Here is a 15,088-nt window from a genome sequence, read left to right as displayed (position 1 = left end):
GCCAGCTGTCCCGTCCGCGCCGGCCGGACGCGGGGAGCGGCCGCCAGCTGTCCCGTCCGGGCCGGCCGGCACGGCAGTGGGGCCGTCAGCCGGGTAGCCGGTCGGTGGCCCGGCGGGCCGGCACCGGCAGGTCACCCGCCTCCACCCAGAGCCGCAGCTCGCCCGGGCGGCGCTCGGCCAGCCGGCGGCGCAACACCCGGGTCGGGTTCGCCGCGGTCCGCACCCGGGCGCCGGCGTAGGGGACGCCGCCGCGCAGCCGCCGGCCCAGCGCCAGCCACGAGCAGACCCCGCGTTCCAGCAGCCAGCCGGGAGCGGCGAGCGCGGTGTGCGCCGGGAAGATCCGGGCGCCACCGCCGCGCCGCCGGCCCAGCTCGGCCACGGCCACGGCCGCCACCCCGGCGCGCAGCAGCAACCCGGGCCGGCGGACGGCCAGCGCGGCCGCCACCGCCGGCAGCACCGCCAGCGCGGCCAGCAGCCGGGCCGGTTGGGCCAGGTCGTCGTACGCCTGGCGGACCCGCTGCCCGCGGAAGTGCGCCACGGTCGGCGGCAGCCGCCGCACGTACAGCCACCCGGGGGTCGCCGTGACGCCGCCGTACGCGCGGACCGTCCGGACCAGCTCCAGGTTCTCGAAGAGCACGTCCGGGTCGTAGCCGCCCATCGCCCGGAAGGTGCTCCGGCGCACCGCCAGGGTGCCCGGCCAGTCCCCGGCGAACGCCCGGTTCAGCAGGGTCCGGCCGGTGTCCCACCAGGCGTGCCAGGGCAGCGGGTCGAAGTGGTTCTGCGGGCGGACCAGGTCCACCCGGTCCAGCAGGTCGTGCACGGCGCGCAGCCCGGCCTCGTCGTAGCGGACGTCGTCGTCGGCGATCACCACGTGTTCGTGCCGGGCCGCGGCCACGCCGGTGAGCACGCCCAGCACCTTGCCGTTGCGTCCGCGCAGCGCGGGGTCCGGTGGCAGCTGCCGGACCAGCCCTCGCCAGGCGGCCGCGTGCCGGGCGAAGAGTTCCGGCGCCGACCCGTCCACCACGGTCACGTCCACCCACCGCCGCAGGTGCCGCAGGTAGCCGGTCAGCTCGGCCAGGCCGGTGTCGGCCGACCAGCGCAGTGGCAGGACGTACTCGATTCCCAACCGGCCGGCCGGTCGCGGGCCGGGGTCCGGTCCGGCCGGGCCGGCGGCGCGGTGGTTCGCAGGCAAAGACGTACCCCTTCCGCACTCGCGGGTGGCCGGCGGCGTGCCCGAAATTTCGGTGGTCAAACCGGTTTGCCGTTTCGACGCGGTCCTGCCGGGTAGCGCTGCGGGGGTGGGGCGGACCGCAACGCCCGGGTGGAGGAGACGTGATGAGCAGCAACGCAACGAGGTGGGCGCTGGCCGGCGCCGCCACGGCGACCGCGGTCGGGGTCGGCCGGGCGGTGCTCCGGCGGCGACGGCGGCATCAACCGGCGCGGGAGGACGGCTGGTACGTCGTCCACCGGGGAATCACCGTGGACCGGCCGATGGACGCCGTGATCGGCTTCTGGACCGATCGGGAACGGCTGGACCGGGGGCTCGGCGAGTGGGCGACGCTGGAGCAGCTCGACGAGACCCGCTGGCGTTGCGTGGCCAGCGACCCGGCCGGCGGCAGCACCGAGTGGCGGGCCGAGCTCACCGTCGACGGTCCCGGCCGGCTGAGCTGGCGGGTGACCGACGGGCCGACGGAGCAGCGCGGGCGGGTCGAGCTGACCGAGGCGCCGCAGGACCGGGGCACCGAGATCCGCACCGAGCTGCGTTGGCGCTCCGGGCCGGCCCGCCGGGTGCTGGGGTTGGCCGGCGGGCACGACCCGGACCTGGCGTTGCGGAGCGCCCTGCGGCGGATCAAGTCGCTGATCGAGACCGGCCAGGTGCTGGACACCCGGCGCGACCCGTCGGGGCGCGACCCGAAGCAGGAGCCGGCGACCGACCGGGTCCGGGAGAAGCTGATGGCGGGAGGCCGGCCGTGAAGGCGCTGTGCTGGGAGGGCGTCGGCAAGCTGGCCGTACGCGACGTGCCGGAGCCGACCATCCGGTCGGGCGGCGACATCATCGTCAAGGTGCGGGCCAGCAGCGTCTGCGGCTCCGACCTGCACCTGATCAACGGGTACCTGCCGGCGATGCGGGAGGGCGACATCCTCGGCCACGAGTTCATGGGCGAGGTGGTGGAGACCGGTCCCGACGTCCGGCGGATCAAGGTCGGCGACCGGGTGGTGGTCGGTTCCGTGGTGGCCTGCGGTGGCTGCTGGTACTGCCGCACCGAGCAGTACTCGCTCTGCGACAACTCCAACCCGCAGCCGGTCTTCACGGAGAAGCTGTGGGGGCACTCACCGGCCGGCATCCTCGGCTACTCGCACGCGGCGGGCGGCTACGCCGGCAGCCACGCCGAGTACATCCGGGTGCCGTTCGGCGATGTCGGCGCGTTCACCGTCCCGGACGGGGTGCCCGACGACTCGGTGGTGTTCGCCTCCGACGCGATGCCGACCGGCTGGATGGCCGCCGACTTCTGCGGCCTCAAGGGCGGCGAGGTGGTGGCGGTCTGGGGTGCCGGCGGGGTGGGCCAGATGGCCGCCCGGTCCGCGCAGATCCTCGGCGCGGAGCGGGTCATCGTCATCGACCGGCTGCCGGACCGGCTGGCCACCGCCGCCGGGCGGCTCGGCGTGGAGACGATCAACTACGCGGAGACCGACGTGCTGGAGGCGCTGCGCGAGTTGACCGCCGGGCGCGGACCGGACGCCTGCATCGAGGCGGTCGGGATGGAGGCGCACGACGTCGGCCCGACGTACGCCTACGACAAGGCCAAGCAGAGCGCCCGGCTGCAGAGCGACCGGCCGACCTCGGTCCGCCAGGCGATCATGGCGTGCCGCAAGGGCGGCACGGTGAGCATCGTCGGGGTGTACGGCGGGCTGGTCGACAAGTTCCCCCTGGGCGCGGCCATGAACAAGGCCCTGGTGCTGCGGATGGGGCAGATGCACGCCCAGCGCTACATTCCCATGCTGTTGGACCGGATCGCGGTCGGCGAGATCGATCCGGGCTACCTGGCCACCCACCCGATGTCGCTGGCCGACGGCGCCCGGGGCTACGAGATCTTCGAGCAGAAGCAGGACGGTTGCCTGCGGACGGTGCTGCACCCGCAGGCGGCCTGACCGGATCACGGCCCGGGACGGGCGTCCGGTGCGGGCACCGTCGTCGGGTACCGCCGGTGACCTGCCGGCGGGGGCCGACGAGACGCCGTCCCGGGCCACCGGTCGGCCGATGCCGCTGTGGGCCGCGCCGAAGGAGGGGTGACGAGATGGTGGACCGGATCGCCGACCCGTGGGGGAAGCGCACGCCGTACGGGCCGGGGGAACGCTGGCCGGTGCGGGTCGACAGCTTCCTCGCCGACGGGCACACCGAGGCGGACGTGCAGCGTTGGGTGCCGAGCGCCTCCATCCTGCATTCGAACGGCGACGCCATGGACATCGCGGTGCGCGACGACCGGATCGTCGGCGTCCGCGGCCGGGCCGGGGACCGGATCAACCACGGCCGGGTCGATCCGAAGGACCTGTACGGCTGGCAGGCCAACCACAGCCCGGACCGGCTGCGCCGGCCGCTGGTGCGGGAGGGCGACCGGCTGGTCGAGACCGACTGGGACACCGCGATGGGCCGGCTCGTCGCCCGCTCGAAGGAACTGCTGGACGGCCCCGGCGGCTGGGGGCACTTCGGCTTCTACACCAGCGGGCAGCTCTTCCTGGAGGAGTACTACACGCTCGGCGTGATCGGGAAGGCCGGGCTGGGCACCCCGCACATGGACGGCAACACCCGGCTCTGCACCGCCACCGCCGCGGCGGCGCTCAAGGCGTCCTTCGGCACCGACGGGCAGCCCGGGTCGTACACCGACGTGGACCGCTGCGACGCGATCGCGCTCTGGGGGCACAACGTCGCGGAGACCCAGACGGTGCTCTGGATGCGGATGCTGGACCGGCGGCGCGGACCGAACCCGCCGGCGATGCTCGCGGTGGACCCGCGCGCCACCCCGGTGGCCCGGGAGGCCGACGTGCACCTGGCGGTGCGCAACGGCACCAACCTGGCGTTGCTCAACGGCCTGCTCCGCGAGCTGATCCACCGCGGCTGGTACGACGAGGAGTACGTCCGCGCGCACACCATCGGCTTCGACGAGTTGTGCGCGGTGGTCGAGGACTACCCGGTGGCGAAGGTGGCGGAGATCTGCGACCTGCCGGCCCGGGACATCGAGCGGGCCGCCGAGCTGCTCGGGCAGTCGCAGCGGCTGCTCTCCACCGTCCTGCAGGGCTTCTACCAGTCCAACCAGGCCACCGCGGCGTCCTGCCAGGTGAACAACCTGCACCTGATCCGCGGCATGCTCGGCCGGCCCGGCGCCGGGCTGTACCAGATGAACGGGCAGCCGACCGCGCAGAACAACCGGGAGTGCGGCGCCGACGGCGACCTGCCCGGCCTGCGCAACTGGGCCAACGAGGAGCACGTCGCGGAGCTGGCCCGGCTGTGGAACGTCGAGGTCGACACGATCCCGCACTGGGCGCCGCCGACACACGCCATGCAGATCTTCCGGTACGCCGAGCAGGGCTCGATCAAGCTGCTCTGGATCTCGGCCACCAACCCGGCGGTCTCCCTGCCCGACCTGGCCCGGATCCGCCGGATCCTGGCCAACCCGGAGCTGTTCGTGGTGGTGCAGGACCTGTTCCTGACCGAGACCGCCGAGCTGGCCGACGTGGTGCTGCCGGCCGCCACCTGGGGCGAGAAGACCGGCACGTTCACCAGCGTGGACCGGACCGTGCACATCTCCGACAAGGCCGTCGAGCCGCCCGGCGAGGCCCGTCCTGACCTGGACATCTTCCTGGACTACGCGCGCCGGATGGACTTCCGCGACAAGGACGGGAATCCGCTGATCACCTGGACCGGGCCGGAGGAGGTCTTCGAGGCCTGGAAGGAGTGCTCCCGCGGCCGGCCGTGCGACTACACCGGCATCACCTACGACCAGCTGCGCACCGGCGGCGTTCAGTGGCCGTGCACCGACGAGCATCCGGACGGCACCGAGCGGCTCTACACCGACGGTGTGTTCAACACCGACCCGGACTACTGCGAGTCGTACGGCCACGACCTGGCCACCGGGGCCGAGCAGCTGCCGGAGGAGTACCGGGCCAAGCAGCCCGGCGGGCGGGCGTTCCTGCACGCGACGCCGTACCAGCCGTCGCCGGAGGTGCCCGGCGAGGAGTACCCGCTGCTGCTCACCACCGGCCGGACCGTCTACCAGTTCCACACCCGGACCAAGACCGGCCGGGCCAGCCAGCTCGTGCACGCCGCGCCCGAGTCGTGGGTCGAGCTGAACCCGGCCGACGCCGACAAGCTCGGGGTGGCCGAGGGGGACCTGGTGCGGGTCGAGTCGCCGCGCGGCGTGGTCCGCGGCCGGGCCCGGCTCTGCGGGGTCCGCCCCGGCGTGGTCTTCGTGCCGTTCCACGACGGCTACTGGGACGCCGCCGACGGCGCCGGCCCGGGGGAGGGCCGGCACGACCGGGCGGCCAACGAGCTGACCATCACCGCCTGGGACCCGGTCTCCAAGCAGCCGATCTTCAAAGTGGCGGCGGTCCGGGTGGTGAAGGAGGCCGACTCGGGCGGCCGGCCGTCGCCCGCGCCGACCGTCGGCGGCGCCGCCCCGCCGGAAGGTTCGGGCATCCCGGCCACGGTCGGCGGGCCGGCCGCCGAGGCGCCGTCGAGGAGGGAATGAGATGCACCTCGCGCACTATCTCGGGCTGCTGCACAAGGCGCAGGAACGGCTCGGCGACGCGTTCACCGAGGTGGGGAAGGCGCACAGCGAGGAGCCGGACGTCTTCCACACCTGCGAGAAGCTGGCCACCCAGTGCCGGGGGCACGCCGAAAAGCTGGCCCCGTTCGCCGGCCGGTACGCCGAGGAGGCCCCGGCCGAGCCGGACCGGCTGCACTCGGAGCTCTTCAACGGCACCCGGACCGGGCCGATCGGGCTGCTCCGGGACCTCCAGGACCTCTACCTGATGGCCGCCGAGTGTGACATCTGCTGGACGGTGGTGGGGCAGGCCGCGTACGGGGCCCGGGACGAGGAGCTGCTCGGCGTGGTGAAGGCGTGTGAGCAGGAGACCGCGATCCAGCTCAAGTGGCTGCGGACCCGGATGAAGCAGGCCGCTCCGCAGGCCCTCGTGGTGGCGGAATGACCGGCGGTAGCCCGGGGCCCGGGCCGGTGGTGCTGCGCACGACCCGCTGCGACGACTCGGGCCAGATCACCGACCTGGTGTTCGAGGTGGCCCGCTGATCCTCACCCGGCACGCCGGACCGTGTCGATGAGCAGGCCGCTGGCGGGCAGGGTGGGCATCCGGCCGAGGTTCAGGGCCAGGTTCTGGGGCGGCACCTGGTAGCTCATCGCGCCGGTGAGGGCGGCGACGGCCCGTTTCATCAGCTCGATGGTGAGCCACTCGCCGGCGCAGCGGTGCCCGGCGAAGTGGTCGCCGCCGCCCTGCGGGATCAGGCTGAACGGGTCGGCCGGCCCGCCGGCGAACCGGTCCGGCCGGAACCGCTCCGGCTCGGGCCACAGTTGCGGGTGGTGGTTGGTGGCGTACAGGTCGAGCAGCACCCGGCGGCCCAGCGGGAACGCGTACCCCTGCCACTCGAAGGAGCGCCGGACCCGGGCGGCGGCCACCGGGAAGAACGGGTAGTAGCGGCGTACCTCCTGCACGAAGCGCTCGGTGGCGGCGTCGTCGTCGCGGACCCGGTCCCGCCACTGCGGGTGGTCGTGCAGGGCCAGCGCGGCGAAGACCACGAACCGGTCGACCGCGACCGTGGGCCGGAGGATGTTCAGCAGCTCCACGGCGGCGATCCGGCGGGGCAGCAGCCCGCCGCGCTCGTCGCGGTGCTCGGCGATCACCCGCAGCGCCGCGCCCTCGGGCACCGGCAGGTCGCCGGCGCGGACCCGCCGGACCAGCTCGCCGGCCCACCGTTCGGCGCGCCGGCGGGCGAGCAGACCGCGCCAGTGCCGGGGGCCGAGGGCGGCCGGCGCGTCGATCATCGCGTGCAACTCGTCGGTGCGGCGGGTCACCTCGCTGTCGGCCAGCGGCACCCCGGCCCAGGCGCAGACCGCCCGGGTCAGGATCCGGCCGACCTCGGCGTAGAGGACGACCGGCCCGGCGCCGGCCCAGACCGGGATGCGGGCGTGCCACTCGTCCTCGACCAGCTGCCCGAGGTGGCGGATCGCGGTCGGTGTCATGATCGACATCAGCATGGCCTTGCGGGTCCGGTGTGCCGCGTCGTCGAGCCCCTGTACGCCGCCCACTCCGGTGAGGGTGCGCTGCGCGCGCATCGGCAGGGCACCCCGCCGGATGAACCGGTCGTCGTCGTAGAACAGCTCGGCGGCCGGGCGGCCGCGCAGGCAGATGGTCGGCTCCAGCAGCAGCCGGGTCTGGAAGATGTCGCTGCCGAAGCGGTCGCAGCGCTCGCCGATGAACCGGTACCCCGTGCGGAGGAAGGCCAGCGTGCTGTCCGGACTGCGATCGGTGGGGATGGCGCTCATCGGCTGCTCCTGCACGGCGGCGTGGCACGGGTCGCTGCGCGTCTACCCCGGTCCGCGCGGGTGAATCCCGCCCGCCGGGTGGTCCGGTCGGGCCCGCCCGTCGGGCGCCGGCCGGCGCGCGTGCCGGGGAGGGGCCAGCCCGCGCGCGTGAGCTGGCCCCTCCCAGGGCGGCGGAAAGCTGGTTGGCTCGGGTGCGGGACCGGCGGTGGGCCGGTCCGGGTCACCGCCGCACCGGCCGCACCGGGTCGGCGGCGGCCGGGCACGAGGACGGGGAGGACCGGATGCGGGACAACAGGGCGCCGCGCTGGCGGCCACGACGGTTGGGGACCGGGTTCGGCGCGGGCGGCGGCGAGCCGCTGCTCGCGCCCGCCCGCCGGGCCGGCTCCCGCCCGCCCCGGTTCTTCACCGTGCACCTGGGCTTCGAGGCCGCCGACCGGGCCGTCGCGGGCGAGCTGGCCGTGGCGTACGCCGAGGCGTTGGCCCTGCTCCGCCCGGAGCTGGCGCTCGGTGCGGCGGCGCTCTCCCCGGCCGACGCCTGGCACCGGGCCGAGCGGCTGTTCTGCGGCGCGCTCGGGCCCGACGGCGAGCGCTGCACCGACGTGGCCGGCCATCCCGGCTTCCACCACGCGCCGGGTCCCGGCGGGCTCGGTTGGGGCGACGGTGACTGACCGCCGCCGCTCAGTCCAGGTCGAACTCGCCGTCCTGGGCACCCGCCACGAAGGCGTCCCACTCGGCCTGGGTGAAAACGAGCACCGGGCCGTCCGGTTCGGCCGAGTTGCGCATCCCGATCAGGTCGTCGACGAAGGCCACCTCGACCGCGCTCTCGGAGCTGTCCCCGTCGGCCCGCTGCCAGACCGCCCGGGAGAGGTCGAAGTCGCCCTTGGGGTGCTGACCCATCGTGTTCCTCCATCACCACACGCCACCGGAAGATTCCCGTGGACCTCATCGGGCAGGATAAGCGGATGCCGAGCCTGAACCGTGTAGAGGCGACCGCGCGTGGCGCGGCGATCACCGTCGAGTCCTACCAGGTGGACCTCGACCTGACCGGCGGCGGTGAGCGGTTCCGCTCGACCGTGACCGTCCAGTTCCGGGCGACCCCCGGGGCCGAGACCTTCGCCGAGGTGAAACCCGCGCACCTGCACGCGGTACGCCTCAACGACCGGGAGCTCGACCCGGCCGTGCTGGCCGACAACCGGCTGCCGCTGACCGGCCTGGCCGCGACGAACACGCTGACCGTCAGCGCCGAGATGGCCTACTCGAACACCGGTGAGGGGATGCACCGGTTCGTCGACCCGGCCGACGGGGAGACCTACCTGTACGCGATGTCCTTCCTCGACGACGTGCAGCGGATCTTCGCCGCCTTCGACCAGCCCGACCTGAAGGCCCCGGTGACCCTCTCGGTCACCGCCCCGCCGGAGTGGACGGTGGCGGCCAACGGGCAGCTCGCCGACCGGCCCGCGCCCGGGCGCTGGGAGTTCGCCCCGACCGCGCCCCTGGCCACGTACTTCTTCAGCCTGATCGCCGGCCCGTGGCACGTGCGGCACGCCGAGCACGACGGCATCCCGCTCGGCATCTACTGCCGGCGCTCGCTCGCCGCCCACCTGGACGCCGACGCCGAGGAGATCTTCACCATCACCCGGCAGTGCCTCGACCGGTTCCACCAGCTCTTCGCCGAGCGTTACCCGTTCGGCAAGTACGACCAGGCGTTCGTGCCGGAGTTCAACGCCGGCGCCATGGAGAACCCCGGTCTGGTCACCTTCCGGGACGACTACGTCTTCCGCTCCGCCGTCACCGACACCCAGCGGGAGCTGCGGGCCACCACGATCGCCCACGAGATGGCGCACATGTGGTTCGGCGACCTGGTGACCATGCGCTGGTGGGACGACCTGTGGCTGAACGAGTCGTTCGCGGAGTACCTGGGCACCCGGGTCACCGCCGAGGCGACCCGCTTCGACCAGGCCTGGACCACCTTCGCGATGCGCCGCAAGGCCTGGGGGTACGCGGCCGACCAGCGCCCGTCCACCCACCCGGTGGCCCCGGCGGAGGTGGCCGACGCCGCCCAGGGCCTGCTCAACTTCGACGGCATCTCGTACGCCAAGGGCGCCAGCGTGCTGCGTCAGCTCGTCGCCTGGCTGGGCGACGAGGCCTTCCTCACCGGCCTGAACGCGCACTTCGCCAAGCACCGGTTCGGCAACGCCACCCTGGCCGACCTGCTGGAGAGCCTCGGCGCGGCGAGCGGGCGGAACCTCACCGACTGGGCGCAGCGCTGGCTGCGCACCCCGCAGGTCAACACCCTGCGGATGGTCACGGCGGTGGACGCCGACGGCCGGTGGACCGAGGCGGCGGTGGTGCAGACCGCGCCGGAGGCGTACCCGGTGCTGCGGCCGCACCGCATCGGGGTGGCCCGGTTCGCCCCGGACGCCCCGGTGCGCCGCTTCGAGGTGGACCTCGACCCGGACGCCGACCACGGCCGCACCGAGCTGACCGAGCTGCTCGGGCAGCCGGCCACCGGCCTGCTGCTGCCCAACGCCGGCGACCTCACCTTCGCCAAGATCCGGCTCGACGCCGCCTCGGCGGACGCCGTACCGCTGCTGCTGCCCGGCCTGGACGACCCGCTCGCCCGGGCGCTGCTCTGGGGTGAGGCCCTGGACGCGGCCACCGACGGCGAGCGGCCGGTGGCCTCGGTGGTGTCGTTGATCGCGGCGGCGCTGCCGGTGGAGACCGAGGTGGTCATCGCGGAGGACGTGCTCACCCTCAGCCGGAGCCTGGTCGACCGCTACCTGGAGCCGCTGGCCCGGGAGGCGGCCCTGCTCCGCATCTCTGGGGCCTGCGCCGCCATGCTCGCCGGGGCGCCGGCCGGCGGCTCGTTGCAGCTGGCCGCCGCGCGTGGCCTGATCGCCGCCGGCACCGACACCGGCCTGCTCGCCGGATGGCTGGCCGGCAAGGGCGTGCCGGAGGGGCTCGCGGTCGACGCCGACCTGCGCTGGGCGCTGCTGCACCGGCTGGTGGTGCTCGGCGCGGCTGGCGAGCCGGAGATCGCCGCCGAGGCGGCCGCCGACCGCAGCGCGCTCGGCGCCGAGCGGGCTGCGAGCTGCCGGGCGGCGCTACCGGATGCGGACGCCAAGGCGGCCGCCTGGGAGATCGTCATCCACAACACCGAGCTGTCGAACCGGCTCGTGGAGGCCACCGCGGAGGGCTTCTGGCAGCCGGAGCAGGCCGCGCTGACCGCCGGCCACGTCGAGCGGTACTTCGCCGACATGCCGGCGGCGGCGCGGCTGCGTACCCCCTGGACGGCCGACCGGGTCGCGAGCCTGGCGTTCCCCCGCTACGCGGTCGCGCAGCCGACCCGGGACCTGGCCGCCGCGTTGCTGGCCCGGGACGACCTCACCCCGGGGCTGCGCCGCCGGGTGGTGGACCTCGACGACGACCTGCGCCGGGCGCTGGTGGCCCGGACGGCGGTGGCCGCCGCCGGCGCGTGACCGGTCGGGCCGGCGAGTGACCGGTCGGGCCGGCGAGTGACCGGTCGGGCCGGTGGCGGACCGGTCGGGCCGGCGAGTGACCGGTGGCGGACCGGTCGGGCCGGTGGGTGGCTCGCCCGCGCCACCCACCGGGCCCGGCTCAGCCGGCCGCCGCGCCGGCGGCCACCGGCGACTCCCAGTCGATGCGGTAGCGCAGCTCGGCGCCGAGGGTCTTCTCCGGGTTCATCGCCGTGCGGATCAGCAGCGGCATGAGCAGCGGCATGAGCGTGCGCGCCACCGGGCCGGGCGCCTTGGCCTGGTTGATCCGTGCCGCCCGGGCCGCAATCCGCTCCACCCGGCCGCGCCGCAGCCGCTCGTAGGTCGCGAAGGCGGCCGGGACGTCGGGCAGGTCGCGCAGGCAGCGGGCGAGCTGCACGGCGCTCTCGATGGCCAGTGAGGCGCCCTGACCCGAGCTGTTGGACGGCGCGTGGGCGGCGTCGCCGACCAGCACCATCCGGCCCCGGTGCCAGTGCCGGACCGGCGGCATGATGTGCAGCGAGCCGACGACCCGCAGGTCCGCCGCGCTGCTGGTACGCATCAGGTCCCGGCCCGGGTCGTCGTCGCCGTACGCGGCCCGCAGGATCCGCAACCACTCCTCGGCCGGGACGGCGCGGGCCTCGGTGAGGCTCATCGGCCGCTCCTGCGGCAGGTTGACCCCCCACCGGGTGCCGCCGCCCGGCTCCGGCCAGTAGAGGTAGTAGCCGCCCCGGCCGAAGGCGAAGGTCATCGTGCCGGGGGCGGCGTCGACCTCGTGCCGGGCCACCGCCTCGAAGCCGAGCAGCCCGGTGAAGCGCGGGCCGACCGCGTCCGGGTCGATCAGGGTGCGGACCGTGGAGTGGATGCCGTCCGCGCCGATCAGCACGTCGGCGGTGGCGGTGCTGCCGTCGGCGAAACGGGCGGTGACGCCGTCCCCGGACTCGTGGACGTCGACCAGCCGGCGGCCGTGCGTGATGACCACCCCTTCGGCCACCGCGCGCTCGTGCAGCACCCGGTGCAGTTCGTTGCGGTGCACCGCCTGCATCGGCCCCACGTCGGGCAGGCCGGGCAGGTCGAAACGGCGGCGGTCGACCGCCATGGCGGTGCGGTGGATCGGGGTGCCGATCGCGGTCACCGGCTGGTCGGCGTCGACGATGCGCAGCGCCGCGACACCGTTGGCGGCCAGGGCGAGCGTGCCGCCCACCCCGTCGGTGGTGCGCGGGTACGCCTCGTGGACGGTGGCGGTGATGCCGGCGCGGTGCAGCGCCAGCGCGGTCACCGGGCCGGCGATGCCGCCACCGATCACGATGGCGGTTCGTACTCTGGTCATGGTCCCTCCCGGGATGGTCGGTGGTCGTGGTGAACCGACCCGGAGGGAGCCCAGCTATCCTCAAGGTGGTCGCTTCGGGCCGGGCGCCCTCGGGTGTCGGTTCGGGGTAAGGGCCCCGGCCTGGTGTTGGCGCACCGTGCCGGGGCCGTCCAACTACTGCGCGGGGCCGCTCCCTTCTGCGGTCCCGTCCGCCGTCCCGCCGCCCTCGTGGTAGGCCCGCCACTGGTCGAGCCCCGGGTAACGGCCGGTGTCGAGCTCCGCGAGCAGGTCGCGCAGCCAGGCGGCCTCCGCCTCGCGGACGGCGAGGTCGTATTCCGACTCGATGAGGAAGAGGCGGGGCACCGTGCGCAGGTGCTCGGCGAGCGCCGCCCGGCCGGCCGCGATGCCGGCCTCCACCCGGTCCAGCCGCTGCCGCAGCAGCGTGCTGGCGTCGTCGGGGTGCAGCGCGGCGAGCACGGACAGGCCGGCCCGGAAGCGGGACTGCTCGGAGACCGGGTCGCCGACCAGCTCGCGGGCCCAGTCGACCAGCTCCGCCCGCCCGGCATCGGTGATCCGGTAGACGGTGCGCTCCGGCCGCCGGCCCGCACGGACGCTCTCCACGGCCGCGATCAGGCCGTGCCGCTCCATGTTGCGGACGACGGTGTAGAACGACCCCCACTTGATCGCCATGTCCTCGTCCTTGCCCCAGGAACGGAGCGCGGTGGCGATCTCGTAGGGGTGCATCGGCTGCTGGACGAGGGCGGAGAGCACGGCCAGCGCCAGCAGATTGTTGACCTTCCGTCGCGCCGCCATCCCCGCCTCCCTCGACACTGCTCGTCTCCGATTACTCGCAGACGAGTATACGGATCGGAGTGGTCGCGGGGAAGCCCGCCCCGGAACATCCTCGATGGGGGAAGCCTCCGCCGGGCGCCGGCGCCCCGTCCGGGGCCCGACCGGTCGCCGCGGCTGCGGGCCTACGATCGCGGAGTGGAGGAAGACATCCGGCGGATCGGGATCATGGGCGGGACCTTCGACCCCATCCACCACGGGCACCTGGTGGCCGCCAGCGAGGTGGCCGACCGGTTCGGCCTGGACGAGGTGGTCTTCGTGCCCACCGGGCAGCCCTGGCAGAAGGCGGACGAGACGGTCACCCCCGCCGAGGACCGCTACCTCATGACGGTGATCGCCACCGCCTCCAACCCCCGGTTCCAGGTCAGCCGGGTCGACATCGACCGGAACGGCCCGACGTACACCGTCGACACCCTCCGCGACCTGCACGCCGAGTACGGCCCCAAGGTCCAGCTCTTCTTCATCACCGGGGCGGACGCGCTGGAGCGCATCCTGTCCTGGAAGGAGGTGGACAAGATGTTCGAGCTGGCCCACTTCATCGGGGTGACCCGGCCTGGCTTCGAACTCACCGACAAGCACCTCCCGGCCGACACGGTCAGCCTGGTCCAGGTGCCGGCCATGGCGATCTCCTCGACCGACTGCCGGGCCCGGGTGGCCCGCGGTGAGCCGGTCTGGTACCTGGTGCCGGACGGTGTGGTGCAGTACATCGCAAAACGGCGCCTCTACCAGCGGTGACTTCGCCCCGGAATGTGAGCCGTTGTCCCTGAAATCGACCAGAACTGGCAAGTCGTCGCCGCGCCGGGTGTGAGACGCTTGGAGGATCGCACGGTTGATCGAAGGAGAACGGTGACAATTTCCGAACGCGCCCACGAGCTCGCCATCGCCGCGGCCCAGGCGGCGGCGGACAAGAAGGCGCAGGACATCGTCATCATCGATGTAGGCGACCAGCTCGCCATCACCGACGCGTTCGTGCTGGCCGCCGCCCCGAACGAGCGTCAGGTGCTGGCCATCGTCGACGCCATCGAGGAGCGCCTGCTGGAGCTGCCGGAGAAGGCCAAGCCGGTCCGGCGCGAGGGCGAGCGGGGCGGCCGCTGGGTGCTGCTCGACTACGTCGACGTCGTGGTGCACGTCCAGCACACCGAGGAGCGCGAGTTCTACGCCCTCGACCGGCTCTGGAAGGACTGCCCCCAGGTCCCGTTCGTGGACCGGGACCTCGCCGACTCCACCGCCGGCACCGCCGCCGCCGAATGACCCGCCTGATCATCTGGCGGCACGGCAACACCGACTGGAACGCCGCCGGCCGGGTCCAGGGACAGACCGACGTACCGCTCAACGACCTCGGCCGCGAGCAGGCCCGCGCGGTCGCGCCGGTGCTGGCCGCGCTGCGCCCGGACGCCATCGTGGCCAGCGACCTGCGCCGCGCCGCCGACACCGCGGCGGCGCTCGCCGCCGTCACCGGCCTGCCGGTACGCCCCGACGCCCGGCTGCGCGAACGGCACTTCGGCCAGTGGCAGGGCCTGTCGCTCACCGAGGCCGCCGAACGGTTCCCCGCCGAGTACGCCCGCTGGCGCGCTGGCGACCCCGACCCCGGCGCCGGCATCGAGACCCTCGACGACCTGGGCAAGCGGCTCGGCGTCGCCTTCCAGGAGGCGGCCGACCTGGCCGCCGGTGGCACCGTCGTGGTGACCACCCACGGCGGCGGCGCCCGGCAGGGCATCGGCCACCTGCTCGGCTGGGACCACCGCGTGCTGCGGGCCGTCGGATCGCTGGCCAACTGCCACTGGACCGAGCTGCGCCACGACGACGTCCGGGGTTGGCACCTGCGCGCCCACAATGTCGGGCTCGTCACCCAACCCGCGCTGACCGACGCGGTCTGAGCCGTTC

Annotated in this window: 14 protein-coding genes; 9 read left to right on the top strand and 5 right to left on the bottom strand. The window is 74.3% G+C overall.

Annotated features, from left to right (window positions below; genetic code table 11):
- Positions 1-85 precede the first annotated feature (85 nt).
- Positions 86-1,192 (bottom strand): glycosyltransferase family 2 protein, encoded by a 1,107-nt coding sequence (locus LQ51_RS30190; RefSeq protein WP_156313284.1) that lies wholly within the window; start codon positions 1,190-1,192, stop codon positions 86-88.
- 143 nt (positions 1,193-1,335) lie between these two features.
- Between LQ51_RS30190 and LQ51_RS30185 the strand changes: the two genes are divergently transcribed.
- From LQ51_RS30185 to LQ51_RS30170, 4 genes are all read left to right on the top strand, one after another.
- A complete protein-coding gene (locus LQ51_RS30185; protein WP_046571609.1) occupies positions 1,336-1,974 on the top strand; it encodes an SRPBCC family protein in 639 nt (212 codons plus the stop codon).
- Positions 1,971-3,149 carry a zinc-dependent alcohol dehydrogenase gene (locus tag LQ51_RS30180; protein ID WP_046571607.1) on the top strand — a complete coding sequence of 393 codons (1,179 nt, stop codon included), beginning with the start codon at positions 1,971-1,973 and terminating at the stop codon, positions 3,147-3,149. The genes LQ51_RS30185 and LQ51_RS30180 overlap by 4 nt, the downstream gene beginning before the upstream one ends.
- A gap of 146 nt (positions 3,150-3,295) precedes the next feature.
- Positions 3,296-5,743 carry a molybdopterin oxidoreductase family protein gene (locus tag LQ51_RS30175; RefSeq protein WP_046571604.1) on the top strand — a complete coding sequence of 816 codons (2,448 nt, stop codon included), beginning with the start codon at positions 3,296-3,298 and terminating at the stop codon, positions 5,741-5,743.
- 1 nt (position 5,744) lies between these two features.
- Positions 5,745-6,203: a hypothetical protein gene (locus LQ51_RS30170; RefSeq protein WP_046571602.1), complete on the top strand. Its 459-nt coding sequence runs from the start codon at positions 5,745-5,747 to the stop codon at positions 6,201-6,203.
- Between the two features lie 101 nt (positions 6,204-6,304).
- Here LQ51_RS30170 and LQ51_RS30165 read toward each other — a convergent pair whose 3' ends face one another.
- Positions 6,305-7,552 carry a cytochrome P450 gene (locus LQ51_RS30165; protein WP_046571690.1) on the bottom strand — a complete coding sequence of 416 codons (1,248 nt, stop codon included), beginning with the start codon at positions 7,550-7,552 and terminating at the stop codon, positions 6,305-6,307.
- A 281-nt stretch (positions 7,553-7,833) separates the two neighbouring features.
- Between LQ51_RS30165 and LQ51_RS30160 the strand changes: the two genes are divergently transcribed.
- Positions 7,834-8,220, top strand: a complete 387-nt coding sequence (locus tag LQ51_RS30160; protein ID WP_046571689.1) for a hypothetical protein — start codon at positions 7,834-7,836, stop codon at positions 8,218-8,220.
- A gap of 10 nt (positions 8,221-8,230) precedes the next feature.
- On the opposite strand, the gene LQ51_RS30155 is transcribed toward LQ51_RS30160, so the two are convergent.
- Positions 8,231-8,449: a DUF397 domain-containing protein gene (locus tag LQ51_RS30155; protein WP_046571600.1), complete on the bottom strand. Its 219-nt coding sequence runs from the start codon at positions 8,447-8,449 to the stop codon at positions 8,231-8,233.
- 65 nt (positions 8,450-8,514) lie between these two features.
- Here LQ51_RS30155 and pepN point away from each other — a divergent pair, with 65 nt between their 5' ends.
- On the top strand, positions 8,515-11,031 hold the full coding sequence (gene pepN / locus LQ51_RS30150) for an aminopeptidase N (RefSeq protein WP_046571686.1): 2,517 nt from the start codon (positions 8,515-8,517) through the stop codon (positions 11,029-11,031).
- A 139-nt stretch (positions 11,032-11,170) separates the two neighbouring features.
- On the opposite strand, the gene LQ51_RS30145 is transcribed toward pepN, so the two are convergent.
- Both LQ51_RS30145 and LQ51_RS30140 read right to left on the bottom strand, forming a co-directional pair.
- Positions 11,171-12,376, bottom strand: a complete 1,206-nt coding sequence (locus LQ51_RS30145; protein ID WP_046571598.1) for an FAD-dependent monooxygenase — start codon at positions 12,374-12,376, stop codon at positions 11,171-11,173.
- Positions 12,377-12,529: 153 nt separating this feature from the next.
- The gene (locus tag LQ51_RS30140) at positions 12,530-13,168 is read right to left on the bottom strand and encodes a PadR family transcriptional regulator (RefSeq protein WP_046571596.1); all 639 of its coding nucleotides are present in this window, start codon (positions 13,166-13,168) and stop codon (positions 12,530-12,532) included.
- A 174-nt stretch (positions 13,169-13,342) separates the two neighbouring features.
- Here LQ51_RS30140 and nadD point away from each other — a divergent pair, with 174 nt between their 5' ends.
- The 3 genes from nadD to LQ51_RS30125 all read left to right on the top strand — a co-directional run bounded on the left by nadD (position 13,343) and on the right by LQ51_RS30125 (position 15,081).
- Positions 13,343-13,939 carry a nicotinate-nucleotide adenylyltransferase gene (gene nadD / locus LQ51_RS30135; protein ID WP_046571595.1) on the top strand — a complete coding sequence of 199 codons (597 nt, stop codon included), beginning with the start codon at positions 13,343-13,345 and terminating at the stop codon, positions 13,937-13,939.
- Positions 13,940-14,050: 111 nt separating this feature from the next.
- Positions 14,051-14,455 carry a ribosome silencing factor gene (gene rsfS, locus LQ51_RS30130; protein ID WP_046571593.1) on the top strand — a complete coding sequence of 135 codons (405 nt, stop codon included), beginning with the start codon at positions 14,051-14,053 and terminating at the stop codon, positions 14,453-14,455.
- The gene (locus LQ51_RS30125) at positions 14,452-15,081 is read left to right on the top strand and encodes a histidine phosphatase family protein (protein ID WP_046571591.1); all 630 of its coding nucleotides are present in this window, start codon (positions 14,452-14,454) and stop codon (positions 15,079-15,081) included. Before rsfS ends, LQ51_RS30125 begins: the two co-directional genes overlap by 4 nt.
- The last annotated feature ends 7 nt before the right edge of the window (positions 15,082-15,088 follow it).

Source organism: Micromonospora sp. HK10 (genome assembly GCF_000982955.1).
Taxonomy (GTDB): Bacteria; Actinomycetota; Actinomycetes; order Mycobacteriales; family Micromonosporaceae; genus Micromonospora.
This window is presented reverse-complemented; position numbering and strand designations above follow the sequence as displayed.

What these genes read in the sequence shown, in the direction of transcription:
- LQ51_RS30185 (WP_046571609.1), top strand. Translation starts at nt 1,336, where the DNA reads ATGAGCAGCAACGCAACGAGGTGGGCGCTGGCCGGCGCCGCCACGGCG.
- LQ51_RS30175 (WP_046571604.1), top strand. Translation starts at nt 3,296, where the DNA reads ATGGTGGACCGGATCGCCGACCCGTGGGGGAAGCGCACGCCGTACGGG.
- LQ51_RS30170 (WP_046571602.1), top strand. Translation starts at nt 5,745, where the DNA reads ATGCACCTCGCGCACTATCTCGGGCTGCTGCACAAGGCGCAGGAACGG.
- LQ51_RS30165 (WP_046571690.1), bottom strand. Translation starts at nt 7,552, where the DNA reads ATGAGCGCCATCCCCACCGATCGCAGTCCGGACAGCACGCTGGCCTTC.
- LQ51_RS30160 (WP_046571689.1), top strand. Translation starts at nt 7,834, where the DNA reads ATGCGGGACAACAGGGCGCCGCGCTGGCGGCCACGACGGTTGGGGACC.
- LQ51_RS30155 (WP_046571600.1), bottom strand. Translation starts at nt 8,449, where the DNA reads ATGGGTCAGCACCCCAAGGGCGACTTCGACCTCTCCCGGGCGGTCTGG.
- pepN (WP_046571686.1), top strand. Translation starts at nt 8,515, where the DNA reads ATGCCGAGCCTGAACCGTGTAGAGGCGACCGCGCGTGGCGCGGCGATC.
- LQ51_RS30145 (WP_046571598.1), bottom strand. Translation starts at nt 12,376, where the DNA reads ATGACCAGAGTACGAACCGCCATCGTGATCGGTGGCGGCATCGCCGGC.
- LQ51_RS30140 (WP_046571596.1), bottom strand. Translation starts at nt 13,168, where the DNA reads ATGGCGGCGCGACGGAAGGTCAACAATCTGCTGGCGCTGGCCGTGCTC.
- LQ51_RS30125 (WP_046571591.1), top strand. Translation starts at nt 14,452, where the DNA reads ATGACCCGCCTGATCATCTGGCGGCACGGCAACACCGACTGGAACGCC.